The sequence below is a fragment of the Hyphomicrobium sp. CS1BSMeth3 genome (genome assembly GCF_900117415.1).
Lineage (GTDB): Bacteria > Pseudomonadota > Alphaproteobacteria > Rhizobiales > Hyphomicrobiaceae.
The window spans coordinates 2,049,349-2,061,956 of the sequence record NZ_FPEI01000006.1 but is presented as its reverse complement, the minus strand read 5'-3'; the positions used below and the strand labels follow the sequence as shown (position 1 = coordinate 2,061,956).

Genomic DNA, 12,608 nt, shown 5'->3' with positions numbered 1-12,608 from the left:
GGCCGTCCCCGGCCTACGGCACGGTCGTTCACAAATTTGATACGCTCTGCGCTGTATGAGACCCGGCAATTGTGTCAATGCCGCCGGCTGGCAATCACGGCTGCATTCCATAAAGTGGGGGAGGGGACTCATGTGGCTCCTGCTGGTGCCGCTGAAGCTGCGGTACATGCTCCTGAGCACGGCGCTCATTGGTTTCGCCATCAGCGCGGCGCTGAGCTGGCTTTGGCCCCACAATCTGCACCTGCTGGCCGTGCCGCTCGTCTTCTTCGGCTTCTTCTCGGCAGTCGGCCTGCGCGATCTCTTCCAGCCGCGCCACGCCATCCTGCGCAACTATCCCATCACCGCGCATCTGCGCTTTCTCTTCGAGAAGATCCGGCCCGAGATGCGCCAGTACTTCTTCGAGGATGACAAGGACGGGATGCCGTTTCCGCGGGACAAGCGCGCTATCGTCTATCAGCGCGCCAAGGGTGCCCTGGACAAGCGTCCTTTCGGCACGACCTACGACGTCTATCAGTCGCACTACGAGTGGCTGCATCACTCGATTGCACCCAAAGAGGTCGCGCACGAGCCGTTTCGCGTCAAAATCGGCGGCGCCGACTGCACTCAGCCCTATCTGGCGTCGGTCCTCAACATATCGGCAATGAGCTACGGATCGCTGTCGGCCAACGCCGTGCGCTCGCTCAACAAGGGCGCCAAGATGGGCGGCTTCGCCCATGACACCGGTGAGGGCGGCTACACGCCGTATCACGCCGAGCATGGCGGCGATATCATCTGGGAGCTGGGCTCGGGCTATTTCGGCTGCCGCAATGCGGACGGCACCTTCGCGCCCGATAAGTTCGCCGAGGTCGCGGCCAATCCGCAGATCAAGATGGTCGAGCTGAAGCTCAGCCAGGGCGCCAAGCCCGGGCACGGCGGTGTGCTGCCGGCTGCCAAGGTCACGGCCGAGATCGCGCGCATTCGCGGCATTCCGCTTGGCGAGGACTGCATCTCGCCGGCCAAGCATTCAGCATTTTCCACGCCGATCGAGATGATGCACTTCATTGCCGAGATGCGGCGCCTGTCCGGTGGCAAGCCGGCCGGCTTCAAGCTGTGCATCGGCCATCCGTGGGAATTCATGGCCATCGTGAAGGCGATGCTGGAGACGGGCATCACGCCGGACTTCATCGTCGTCGATGGCACCGAGGGCGGCACGGGCGCTGCGCCGCTCGAGTTCATGGATCATCTCGGGATGCCGCTGCGCGACGGCCTCACTTTCGTGCACTCGACGCTGATCGGCGCGGGACTTCGCGATCGCATCAAGATCGGCGCATCGGGCAAGATAATCTCGGGCTTCGACATGGCGCGCGTGATGGCGCTGGGCGCCGACTGGTGCAACGTGGCGCGCGGCTTCATGTTCGCCGTTGGCTGCATTCAGGCGCAGCAGTGCCATACGGGCGAGTGTCCGACCGGCGTCACCAGCCAGGATCGCACGCGTCAGCGCGCCGTCGTCGTGTCCGACAAGTCGGTCCGGGTGGCAAACTTCCATAGAGAGACGGTCAAAGCCCTGGGCGAGTTGGTAGCTGCTGCGGGCCTCGAGACACCCCGCGAGCTCAGTCCGCACCATTTCATGCGGCGTGTTGCTGCCGACTCCATCGTTACGCTCGCCGATCTCTACAAGGTCCTGGCACCAGGCGAACTGCTCTCCGGCAGCATCTCGGATGAGCGCATGCGCATCGCCTGGAGCATGGCGCAGGCGGGAAGCTTCGCACCGATCGACACAGCCGCTGCCGGGGAAGCCATGCGAGATTCCTGGCGTGCGCCGATAATCCCGGCAGGCGAGGCGCTTCGCGTGAGCGCAGCCGCGAGCCAAAGCACTTCTTGAGCTCTGCTCTATTGCGCGTGCAGCGGTGATTTTGGCCAGCGGCACGCCCCTACATCAGCATCTGTCACATCACTGACGTGGACTGCTTTTAGCGGTTGCTGCGGCGGAGGGATAACGTCTGGCGGCAGCATTGCGCCGCCGACTGGGGCCCTCCGTTCCTTCGTGAGCGACAGAGGGACTGATGATGAAGACACGCATTGCCTTGACGGCTTTGGCGCTGACCGCGCTTGCTGGCGGCCTGACGATGAGCCCGCGACACGCCGACGCTCAGGCTCGTGCCATTTGCTACAACTGCCCGCCGGAGTGGGCGGATTGGGGCTCGCAGCTCAAGGCCATCAAGTCGACGCTCGGCATCGACGTGCCGGCCGACAATAAGAACTCGGGCCAGGCCACGGCTGCGCTGATCGCCGAGAAGGCAAGCCCCGTTGCCGATGTCGTCTATCTCGGCGGCATCGCTGCCGATCCGGCCATGAACGCCGGCGTTCTGGCTCCTTACAAGCCGGCGGGCTGGGACAAGATCCCCGCCGATCTCAAGGACCCGGACGGCCATTGGTTCACGATCCACTCGGGCACACTCGGCCTCTTCATCAACACCTCAGCGCTCGGTAAGGTGCCGGTGCCGCAGAGCTGGGCGGATCTGCTGAAGCCCGAATACAAGGGCCTCGTCGGCTATCTCGATCCGACCTCGGCTGCTGTCGGCCAGCTCGGCGTCATGGCCATCAACCTCGCGCTCGGCGGCAGCTACGACAATCTCGACCCCGCCATCAAATTCTTCAAGGAGCTGGCGAAGAACCAGCCGATCGTGCCCAAGCAGACGTCCTACGCGCGCGTCATCTCGGGCGAGATCCCCATCCTGCTCGACTACGACTTCAATGCCTATCGCGGGCAGTACACCGACAAGGCGCCGGTGCGCTTCGTCATCCCCAAAGAGGGTACGGTCGTCTTTCCGTATGTGATGGGCCTCGTGAAGGGCGGCCCGAATGCCGACAACGGCAAGAAGGTGCTCGACTACGTGCTGTCCGACGCGAGCCAGGTTATGTGGGGCAATGCCTATCTGCGCCCCGTCTTCGCCGACAAGCTCTCGGCCGAGGCCAAGACCAAGTTCCTGCCCGATGCCGACTACGCGCGCGCCAAGCCGGTCGATCTCAAGAAGCTGGCCGCAGCGCAGAAGGCCATCATCGAGCGCTATCGGAACGAAGTGAACTGAGCCAGACAGCAGGCGAGGCGGCTAGTGTCCCGATTCCGAAGTTCGCCCAATCTTGATGCTGGTGCCCCGAGCGAACTTCGGAATCAAAAGGGACACTAGAATCCTAATCTTGCTAGTGTGATTCAGATCGAGAAATTCGCTCCATACCGTGCCGCGAGAGATGGCGAATTTCTTGATCATCACACTAGGACCGCCTCGTCTTGGACTTGAGATGTCGCGAGAGCAACTGACTCTGTTCACGCTCCTGCTGCCTGCAGGAATTTTCTTTGGGGCGTTCTTTCTTCTCCCGATGGCGCGGCTGCTTCTCGTCGGCGGCAGCGGTCAGACGGGCTTTGCCGCCTATGCGGCCATCGTGACCGATGCGGGTTATTTCTCCTCGCTCGTCTCGACGCTGGCGCTCGCTGCCGCGACGACCGTGATCACGCTGGTCGTCAGTGGTATTGCCGGCGTCTTCCTGCAGCGGAACGACTTTCCCGGCCGCCCCGCGCTCGTCGCCATGCTGACGCTGCCGCTCGCCTTTCCGGGTGTGGTGATCGGCTTCATGGTGATCGTGCTTGCCGGCCGGCAGGGGCTGATCGGCAGCCTGACCCTCGCGCTGATCAATGAGAAAGTGGTGTTCGCCTACTCCATGGCCGGCCTGCTCATGGGCTACGTCTACTTCTCCATTCCCCGCACGATCCTGACCGTGATGGCGACGGCGGAGAAGCTCGATCCGCGATTGGAGGAGGCGGCCCGCTCTCTCGGCGCCACGCCCTGGCAGGTCGTACGCGACGTCATCATTCCGGGCCTCAAGCCCGCACTGATTTCGGCGGGCGCCATCTGCTTCGCGACGGCCATGGGCGCCTTCGGCACGGCTTTCACACTCGCCACGCGCATCAACGTGCTGCCCATGGTGATCTACACCGAGTTCACGCTGCAGGCGAACATTGCCATGGCGGCGGCACTCTCGTTCGTGCTCGGGGCAGTGACGTGGCTCGTGTTGGCGCTGGCGCGGACGGCGGCCGGGGCCAGCGTCGCGGCGGCCGGCTGAGGAGGGTCGCAGCATGATCCGGCGCGGCAGTCTCTTCTTTGTGCAACTCGCCTTTGCCCTCGTCGTATGCGCCTTTCTCATCGTGCCGGTGCTGCTGTCGATCCTGGCAGGCCTCACGGTCAACTATCAGGTGGGCATCTCCAGCGGCCTGACGCTGCGCTGGGTGCTCGAGGTTTGGAATGGCTATCGCGATACCATGCTGCTGTCGGTTGGCCTCGCGCTCGCCTGTCTCGTGGTGACGCTGCTGCTCGGCGTTCCTGCGGCCTACGTTCTCGCCAGGCGGCAATCGAGGCTCACGCGGTTTTTCGAAGAGCTTCTGGTGATGCCCGTCGCGATCCCGGGCCTCGCCACGGCACTGGCGCTGATCGTCACGTACGGGAGCGTTGGCGGCTTGCGCACATCGTGGGTGTTCATCCTGATCGGCCACGTGCTGTTCACGCTCCCTTTCATGGTGCGTTCGGTGCTTGCCGTGATGCTCGCGATCGACCTCAAGACACTGGAGGAGGGCGCTGCCTCGCTCGGTGCGAGTTTTCGGCGGCGCTTTTTCGATATCGTGCTTCCCAACTGCCGCAGCGGCATCGTTGCCGGATCGCTGATGGTGCTGACGCTGTCGATCGGCGAGTTCAACATGACCTGGCTGCTCCATACGCCGCTCAACAAGACTCTCCCGGTCGGGCTTGCCGATGCCTATGCCTCACTGCGCTTCGAGATCGGCAGTGCCTATACGCTGGTCTTCTTCATCATGATTGTGCCGCTGCTTCTGGCCATGCAGCGTGCAGCCCGTCCGCGGCCGGTCAAATCCAGCATCATCAAGGACGAAGAGTGATGACGCCGCGCGCCAACCCGGTCTCGATCACGCTCAGCGGCTGCCGCAAGACATTTCCCGACGGCACGCGCGCATTGGAGCCGCTCGACCTCGAAATCGTCTCCGGCGAGACGTTGGTGCTGCTCGGCCCCTCCGGCTGCGGCAAGACCACGACGCTGCGCATGATCGCAGGGCTCGAGCAGCCCGATGCGGGCGGCAAAGTCCTGTTCGACAGTGCCGACGTGACGGCGCTCCCGATCGAGCGGCGCAATGTGGGCATGGTCTTCCAGTCGTACGCGCTGTTTCCCAACATGAGCGTTGCCGAGAACATCGGCTACGGCTTGCGCATCCGCCGACGCCCCAAAGCGGGGATCGCGAGCCGGGTGCGGGAGATGCTCGCGCTCATGCGGATCGAGCGGCTCGCCGACCGCCGCATTGACCAGCTCTCGGGCGGTCAGCGCCAGCGCGTGGCGCTTGCCCGCGCGCTCGCCGTCGAGCCGCGCGTGCTCCTGCTCGACGAGCCGCTGACGGCGCTCGATGCCAAGCTGCGCGAGGAGCTGCGCCTCGAGATCGACGAGCTGCTGCGCGGTCTCGGGATCACCACGATCTACGTGACGCACGACCAGGCCGAGGCGATGGCACTCGGAGACCGCATTGTCGTCATGAGCGAAGGGCGTGTTGCCCAGGTCGGTACGCCGCGCGAGATCTACCAGCACCCCGCCTCGGCCTTCGTCGCCGAGTTCATCGGCACCATGAATGTCCTACGCGGCAATGTGCGCGACGGCGCGTTCGTGACGGGCGCGGGCGCGATCCCCTGGCCGGAGGCGCCTGCCGATGCCGCGGAAGTACGCTTCCGCCCCGAGGACGTACGGCTCGCTGGCGAGACGCCGCACCTCAGCGGCAAAATCGTCGCGTCCGTCTTCCGTGGGGACCGGACGCGGCTGCTGGTCGACGTCGGCGGGGAGAAGCCGCTCGTCCTCGAGACCGGCACGCGCAGCGACTTTGCTCGCGGAAATGCGGTGGGCCTCTGTGTCGATGCTTCGGGCCTTATTGTCCTGCCGGAGGCGAAGTGATGCTGATTGCCCAGATCACGGATACGCACATCAAGCTGCCGGGTCGGTTGGCCTACCGGCAGATAGACACAGCGGCGATGCTGAGAGCCTGTGTGTCGGAGCTCATGGCGCTCGATCCAAAGCCGGATCTGATCGTGCACACGGGCGATCTTGTCGATCTCGGTCATGATGCGGAGTACGCCCATCTGCGCGAGATTCTGGCGCCCCTGGGGACGGAGATCATTGCCGTTCCCGGTAATCACGACGAGCGCGATGCCATGCGGCGCGCGTTTCCGGATCGTGACTATTTTCCCGCTGGCAGCTTCCTGCACTTTGCCGTGCAACGCGGGCCGTTGAGGATTGTCGGTCTCGATACGGTCGTTCCTGGCCAAGGTGGCGGCGAGCTGTGCGCCGATCGTCTTGCGTGGCTCGAAGCGACGCTGAGCGCGACGCCGGACGTGCCGACTCTGATCCTGATGCACCACCCGCCGTTCCTTACCGGCATTGCGCACATGGATCGCATCGGCCTCATTGGTCGGGAGGCCTTCGCCACCATCGTTGCGCGTCATCCGCAGATCCAGGCCATTCTCTGCGGTCATGTGCACCGTGCGGCCTTCGCGCAGGTCGGCGCGCGCACGGCCATGATCTGCCCAAGTCCCGCGCATCAGGTCGCGCTCGACCTGACTGAGAACGGGCCGAGCGCCTTTCGGCTCGAGCCGCCGGGGTACATGCTGCACCGCTGGCGGGATAACCAGCTCATCTCGCACGCCGCAGTTCTGGGCGACTGGCCAGGACCTTTCCCGTTTTTCGATGGCAGTGGCCAACTGATCGACTGACCCGGTCAAATCCTTTCTCAGCTTCGCCGCCGCTCGGGTCCGCCAACGATCGCTCCGTTCCGCTTGCGCTTGGTGGCAGCGGGCGCGGAGGCTGCTGCACGCCAGCTCTGAACCTCGTCGAGCAAGGCTACGGGGCGCGCGCTGATAACCTCGATGCGGCCCTGATAGATGTTTCCGGATGTGCCATCGATGGAAATGACATCGCCTTCATTCAGCGTGTGCGCGCCGAGCTTACCGTGGCGCCCGGAGGCATCGATCGTCAACCCGGCACAACCGACGATGCACGGCTTGCCGAGCTGGCGTGCCACAACCGCGGCATGAGAGGTGCGCGCGCCTTCCGCGGTGACGAGTGCGCTGGCTTCTGCGAGTGCGGAGATGTCCTTGGTCTCGGCCGTCTGGCGAAACAGGATGACCTCGCCGCCGTTGCGCTTGATGTGCGCCGCTCTGTCCGGCTCGAATACGACCGTGCCGACCGCGATGCCGATGCCGGCGGGCGTGCCCTGTGCGATCGGGGACAGGCTCGTGTCGGCGCGCAGCTCGAACTCCTCGATCTTGTCGAGATCGATGCGTTCCAGCATCGCCAACGCCTCCGGCGGCGACGCGATCTCGTCATGCACGAGATCCCGTGCGATGCGCAGGGCGGCGAGTGGCGTGCGCTTGCCAGGCCGCGCCTGGAGCATGAGGAGATGGCCTTCCTCCACCGTAAACTCGAAATCCATCATGTCGTGGAACTCGCGCTCCAGCAGATTCCGGGCCGCGAGAAGCTCGCGATAGGCGTCCGGCGTTCGGCGCTCGAGCTCGTCGATGCCCAGAGCCGCGCGCCGACCGGCAACGACATCCTCGCCTTGCGCGTTCGGCAGGTAGTCCACGTACAGCTCGTTGTTGCCGCTCGACGGATTGCGCGTGAACCCGACGCCGGCACCTGACGTAGGCCCGAGGTTGCCGAACGCCATAGCCTGGATGGTGATCGCGGTGCCGAGGCTCTCGGGTATGTCGTTCAGCCGCCGATAGCTCTGGGCCCGCTCGCTCGACCAGGATTGCAGCACGGCTTCGATGGCCGCCCGCAACTGGGTGGCGGGGTCCTGAGGAAAGGACTTGCCCGTATCGACCTCGAAGATGTCCTCGAACATCTCGGCGAGCTGCCGCAGTCCCCGAGAGGAGAGATCGCCGATCTCGCCGGATCTCGATCCGGAGATCTGAGCGGCAAGCGCTTCCTGAAAGCGGTTCGGCGCGATGTCGTGAACCACTTCGCCATACTGCTGCACGAGCCGAACGCGGCAGTCCTGGACGAGACGCGGATTGCCCGTGGTGCGGAGAAATCCGCGCAGCGTGGTCTCGCAGAGACCGATATTGAGCACCGTCTCCATCATGCCGGGCATGGACACGGCCGCCCCTGATCGTACGGAGACCAGCAATGGCCGTCTGGCATCGCCGAAGTAGCGGCCGGTAAGAGTGCCAAGACGGCCGAGCTCGCGCCCGACGACGGCGTCGAGGCTCGCGAGTGAGGCCGGGCCGTGCTCCAGATAGTCGCGGCAAACGGCCGTCGACAGGACGAAGCCGGGCGGCACGGGCAGGCCTTGCCGCGCCATCCGCATGAGATTGTGGGCCTTCGATCCCACGATGTCCTTTGCGGGCAAGGCTTCACCTGGCCCATCGAAGGGAATTCGGCAGACGTGATGGTCGAATGTCTCAGGCAATGGAGCTTTTGACATCAGGCAATCACCTCTTCCATGAGATAGGCCCTGAGCGCCTGGCCGGCGTGCGTGTAGGCATCGGTCGCGGTCTCGAGCGCCTGCGACAGCTCGCGCAACACCATGATCTGGCGCTGATCGCATGGCTCTTCCAGCAACCACCGTCGGAATGCGCGCAGCGCGTCGTCCGCGTCGTGCTCGATGGCCATGAGCTTTTCGAGCGCCGTCATGAATTCATCGAGGTCGTCGCGGATATCGGACCGCGTAATGGTCGAGGCGCACTCGACGCACTTGATGAGCTCCTGCGCGGATTGCAGGGCCAGTTCGGCGAGGTGCCGCAACCTGGAAATCGCGGGAGGTGGTGGGCTCGTCAATTGCGCAAGGTCGACCAGCGCCGCGGCCTCCTCCAGCTCATCGACGGCGTCGTCCGAAAATTCGAGAAACTCCAGAAGTGATCGCGGGCGTGCAAACCGCTTGATGTCGTCCCGCGCCTCGTTGAGCAATTGGTCGGCGTCCTTCTCCCAGCCGACGGCGCGCGTGGCGAGCTTCGAAATCCACGCCCGACCTTGCGCATTGCCGGTGCGGACGAGGGCTTCGACGAGCGCCGCGGCGAGATCGTGGCCGATCGCCGCGTGATCGGCGGCGATATCGAAGATGCGGAGCCTCTCATTCTCGAATGAGCTGCGCAGACGGGCTTTGATCTCGTCTTGGATGTTTCGGCGCGAGCGGCGCTGCTGAAGCCCGATGGATGCAAGCTGGAGCGCGTCCTTGAGGAAGGTGGCGGCGCGCTCTTCGCTGATCAGCTCGTCGAGGCGCTGGCCGTATCTGAGTTGTGCGCCCGCCGCGTATTCCACCGCATCGGCAAGAACCCGCTCGCCGCCGATCTCGAGAAGAGCGCGGTGGCCGTAGTCATGGTCGGCCGCCCACTTGAGCACGGCAATGGCCTCGTCCTTGCTGACGAAGAGGCGGAGCCGCTTGCGCATCCGGTTCCAGTCGATCAGGAAGACGATGCGCGAGCCGAGATGGGCGAGAAACGCGCGAAGATCATCCTCTTTCTCGGCCGTATAGCGACCTGTCGCCAGCATGTACTGGCCGGTTGCGAGGCTGTCGCTATGGCGCTCCTCCGTGCCGGCCCATGTGACGTCGAACTTCTCGAACAGGCTCTTGAAGAACTTGAGGCGCGGGCGATGGATGTCGGTGTAAGTGATGGTAACTGCCAGATCCTCGACGCGCACGACAAGAACATGGGCGTCGGTCGTGCCGATATCGTTCTGGATCAGCAGCAGACCATCGTGCTCCGTCGCGGTCGTGCCGAGCCCCGGGTGGTCGAACTTGAGGATGGCCGTGCGGTTGAGCCCGCGCATGAAGGCTTCGACGCGCGCCCGGCTCCGCTCCGAGAGCCCATGGACCTGCGCTCCGGCGATCGTCTCGACGGCGATCTCCGTTTGCAGGCGATTGATCGCCCGATGCGCGTCCATGACGACGATATGTAGACTGTCGCCGTCCCTGCGGTTGCCCGACGTGATGGCGGCGATCAACGCTCCGGGGATCGAGCCGTGCTCGGGTGATGGCAGCTCGAGCTTTCCGAGGCGTGACTCGAAGGATGAGCGCTGCTCGTTTGCCAGGCAATCCAGCATGCCGCCGATGCGCTCGCGGATACGGCGCAGGATCTCCGGTCCATGCGGAATGCGGTAGCATCCGGCGCGGTCTTTGCGCGTGGCTGGCACGACGTCATCGAGCCACTCGTCGCCGAGGCGGCACGCCAGCCGCTCGACTTTGAGGTCAGCGTGCGCGACATTCGGATGGTCTGCGTGGTCCCGCGCTGCCTGCAGGAGCGCGAAGTAGTACTTGACCTGGTCATTGGCGACGAGCGACTTGGCGATCCTGTCGGGCGCAAGAATATCGTCGCCGCCGAGCTCCGTCACAATGGCTTGTTTGGAAGTCATGCGGCATCTCTCGAGAGCATGGCGGACACTTCGACCAAAGCGTCTGGGCCGTGACGGCGGCATGACACGGTCCTCGCGACCGGCCGCCTCGTATAGTTCATCAACCGAATCTTCCGGTGATGTAGGCCTGCGTGATCTCATGCTGCGGATTGACGAAGACCTCGGACGTGTCGCCTTGCTCGACGAGGCGTCCAAGATGGAAGACCGCGACCCGCTGCGCGACGCGCGCTGCCTGCTGCATGTTGTGCGTGATGATGACGATCGTATAGCGCTCGCGCAGCTCATGGATGAGCTGCTCGAGCTTTGCAGTGGCGATAGGATCGAGCGCCGATGCCGGCTCGTCCATGAGCAGGACCTCCGGATCGTAGGCGAGCGCGCGCGCCACGCAAAGCCGCTGCTGCTGGCCGCCGGAGAGATCAGTGCCGGCCTCCCGGAGGCGGTCCTTGACCTCGTCCCACAGACCGCCGCGCCGCAGGCAATCCTCGACGAGCGCATCGGTCTCGGCGCGCGTCGACACGAGCCCGTGCAGCCGCGGCCCATAGGCGACGTTGAAATAGACCGAGAACGGGAACGGATTGGGCTTCTGTGCAACCCAGCCGAAGCGGCGCCGGATGAGGGGCGGATCCAGGCGCGGGTCGTTGATGTCGACGCCGTCGAGGAGAATGGACCCGTTCAAGCGGGCGCCGGCAGTGAGGTCGTGGCTGCGGTTGAGACAGCGCAGAAGGGTCGTCTTGCCGCAGCCCGATGGACCGATGAGCGCCGTCACTTCGCGACAATGGAACTTCAGGTTGATGTCGAAGAGGGCCTGCTTGGTATCGTACCAGAAGTTCAGGCTTTTGATGTCGATCTTGACGCCGTTGTTGAGGTCGTGATGCGGTCGCTTGCCAAGGTGGATCTTGAAGTCAACGAAGTCCGAAGTGTTCTGAGCCAGCATAGCGGCATCTCCCGAGCGCGAGAGGTTGGATGCCGCCAGAACAGCGGTTGTTTCTGTCACACGCCTTGACGGTTCGCAAACTGTGACGAGGACGTGACAAGGAAGGAGATGAGCAGCGGAGCGTTGCGAGCTGGTCTCAGAGGCGCATGTTCCGTTGTGTCGACGTCCACGGTGATCTTGAATTTCGCGCACACGTCTTCTCGTCATGAAACTGTAGCAAACCTTCGGACATGTTGAGCGCGAGCGTGGTCAAGCAGCCTAGATCGGAGGAATGATGAGCAGCGATCGTTCAGGAGAAGCCTCGTTCAGGCAGAGGATCGAAGCCGAGGCGATCGATAGCTTCGACGAGGAGCTGGAGATGGAGCTCGACGACGATCGGCTGGACAAGCTGCTGTCCGATACTGTCGAGACCGATGTCGATGGGCAGATCGACCGCAAGATCTACTTTCGCGAGCTGTTCCGCTTGCAGAGCGAGCTGGTGAAGCTCCAGGACTGGATCGCGCACCAGAAGCTCAAGGTCGTAGTTCTGTTCGAGGGGCGTGACGCTGCCGGCAAGGGCGGTGCCATCAAGCGCATCACCCAGCGGCTCAATCCGCGCGTCTGCCGCGTCGCCGCGCTGCCGGCGCCAAGCGAGCGCGAGCGGACGCAATGGTACTTCCAGCGTTACGTCTCGCATCTTCCGGCGGGCGGCGAGATCGTGCTGTTCGACCGCTCTTGGTACAATCGCGCGGGCGTCGAGCGCGTCATGGGTTTCTGCTCGGAGGATGATGTCGAGGAGTTCTTCCGCTCCGTTCCCGAGTTCGAACGGATGCTGGTGCGTTCGGGCACGATCCTGATCAAATACTGGTTCTCGATCACCGACGAGGAGCAGCATCTGCGCTTCCACGTGCGCAACGTGGATCCAATCAAGCAGTGGAAGCTCTCGCCGATGGATCTCGAGTCGCGGCAGCGGTGGGAGGATTACACCAAGGCCAAAGAGGAAATGCTGGAGCGCACCCACATCAACGAGGCGCCGTGGTGGATCGTCGAGGCCGTCGACAAGAAGCGGGCCCGTCTCAACTGCATATCGCATTTGCTGTCGCAGGTGCCGTACGAGGAAGTGCGTCGACCGCCTGTGTCACTACCGGAGCGCATTCATCGCCCGGACTTCGCGCCTAAGGTCATTCCGAAGGAGCTGCACGTCCCGGAACGGTACTGACGATACCTGAGCGGCATTGCTGAAGAACAAGCGCAATGAGCGCGTGCT

General features: G+C 64.0%; 10 protein-coding genes. 7 read left to right on the top strand and 3 right to left on the bottom strand.

Annotated features, from left to right (window positions below):
• The first annotated feature begins 130 nt into the window (after nt 1-130).
• The 6 genes from CS1BSM3_RS24595 to CS1BSM3_RS24570 all read left to right on the top strand — a co-directional run bounded on the left by CS1BSM3_RS24595 (nt 131) and on the right by CS1BSM3_RS24570 (nt 6,791).
• The gene (locus tag CS1BSM3_RS24595) at nt 131-1,861 is read left to right on the top strand and encodes an FMN-binding glutamate synthase family protein (protein WP_083528867.1); all 1,731 of its coding nucleotides are present in this window, start codon (nt 131-133) and stop codon (nt 1,859-1,861) included.
• Nucleotides 1,862-2,105: 244 nt separating this feature from the next.
• Complete coding sequence (locus CS1BSM3_RS24590; protein ID WP_244540653.1) at nt 2,106-3,068, top strand: extracellular solute-binding protein; 963 nt, start codon at nt 2,106-2,108, stop codon at nt 3,066-3,068.
• A 211-nt stretch (nt 3,069-3,279) separates the two neighbouring features.
• Nucleotides 3,280-4,098 carry an ABC transporter permease gene (locus CS1BSM3_RS24585; protein WP_072392231.1) on the top strand — a complete coding sequence of 273 codons (819 nt, stop codon included), beginning with the start codon at nt 3,280-3,282 and terminating at the stop codon, nt 4,096-4,098.
• Nucleotides 4,099-4,111: 13 nt separating this feature from the next.
• Complete coding sequence (locus tag CS1BSM3_RS24580) at nt 4,112-4,924, top strand: ABC transporter permease (protein ID WP_072392228.1); 813 nt, start codon at nt 4,112-4,114, stop codon at nt 4,922-4,924.
• The gene (locus CS1BSM3_RS24575) at nt 4,924-5,976 is read left to right on the top strand and encodes an ABC transporter ATP-binding protein (protein ID WP_072392225.1); all 1,053 of its coding nucleotides are present in this window, start codon (nt 4,924-4,926) and stop codon (nt 5,974-5,976) included. The genes CS1BSM3_RS24580 and CS1BSM3_RS24575 overlap by 1 nt, the downstream gene beginning before the upstream one ends.
• Nucleotides 5,976-6,791 carry a phosphodiesterase gene (locus tag CS1BSM3_RS24570; RefSeq protein ID WP_072392222.1) on the top strand — a complete coding sequence of 272 codons (816 nt, stop codon included), beginning with the start codon at nt 5,976-5,978 and terminating at the stop codon, nt 6,789-6,791. Before CS1BSM3_RS24575 ends, CS1BSM3_RS24570 begins: the two co-directional genes overlap by 1 nt.
• 17 nt (nt 6,792-6,808) lie before the next feature.
• Here CS1BSM3_RS24570 and CS1BSM3_RS24565 read toward each other — a convergent pair whose 3' ends face one another.
• From CS1BSM3_RS24565 to pstB, 3 genes are all read right to left on the bottom strand, one after another.
• A complete protein-coding gene (locus tag CS1BSM3_RS24565; RefSeq protein ID WP_072392219.1) occupies nt 6,809-8,503 on the bottom strand; it encodes a PEP/pyruvate-binding domain-containing protein in 1,695 nt (564 codons plus the stop codon).
• Complete coding sequence (locus CS1BSM3_RS24560; RefSeq protein ID WP_072392216.1) at nt 8,503-10,428, bottom strand: DUF47 domain-containing protein; 1,926 nt, start codon at nt 10,426-10,428, stop codon at nt 8,503-8,505. Before CS1BSM3_RS24560 ends, CS1BSM3_RS24565 begins: the two co-directional genes overlap by 1 nt.
• A gap of 100 nt (nt 10,429-10,528) precedes the next feature.
• Nucleotides 10,529-11,362, bottom strand: a complete 834-nt coding sequence (gene pstB, locus CS1BSM3_RS24555; RefSeq protein WP_083528864.1) for a phosphate ABC transporter ATP-binding protein PstB — start codon at nt 11,360-11,362, stop codon at nt 10,529-10,531.
• Between the two features lie 271 nt (nt 11,363-11,633).
• Between pstB and ppk2 the strand changes: the two genes are divergently transcribed.
• Nucleotides 11,634-12,560 (top strand): polyphosphate kinase 2, encoded by a 927-nt coding sequence (ppk2, locus tag CS1BSM3_RS24550; RefSeq protein WP_072392213.1) that lies wholly within the window; start codon nt 11,634-11,636, stop codon nt 12,558-12,560.
• Nucleotides 12,561-12,608: the final 48 nt, after the last annotated feature.

Coding starts and splice junctions, on each gene's coding strand:
- CS1BSM3_RS24575 (WP_072392225.1), top strand. CDS start 4,924: ATGACGCCGCGCGCCAACCCGGTCTCGATCACGCTCAGCGGCTGCCGC.
- pstB (WP_083528864.1), bottom strand. CDS start 11,362: ATGCTGGCTCAGAACACTTCGGACTTCGTTGACTTCAAGATCCACCTT.
- CS1BSM3_RS24585 (WP_072392231.1), top strand. CDS start 3,280: ATGTCGCGAGAGCAACTGACTCTGTTCACGCTCCTGCTGCCTGCAGGA.
- ppk2 (WP_072392213.1), top strand. CDS start 11,634: ATGATGAGCAGCGATCGTTCAGGAGAAGCCTCGTTCAGGCAGAGGATC.
- CS1BSM3_RS24580 (WP_072392228.1), top strand. CDS start 4,112: ATGATCCGGCGCGGCAGTCTCTTCTTTGTGCAACTCGCCTTTGCCCTC.
- CS1BSM3_RS24595 (WP_083528867.1), top strand. CDS start 131: ATGTGGCTCCTGCTGGTGCCGCTGAAGCTGCGGTACATGCTCCTGAGC.
- CS1BSM3_RS24565 (WP_072392219.1), bottom strand. CDS start 8,503: ATGTCAAAAGCTCCATTGCCTGAGACATTCGACCATCACGTCTGCCGA.
- CS1BSM3_RS24570 (WP_072392222.1), top strand. CDS start 5,976: ATGCTGATTGCCCAGATCACGGATACGCACATCAAGCTGCCGGGTCGG.
- CS1BSM3_RS24590 (WP_244540653.1), top strand. CDS start 2,106: ATGAGCCCGCGACACGCCGACGCTCAGGCTCGTGCCATTTGCTACAAC.
- CS1BSM3_RS24560 (WP_072392216.1), bottom strand. CDS start 10,428: ATGACTTCCAAACAAGCCATTGTGACGGAGCTCGGCGGCGACGATATT.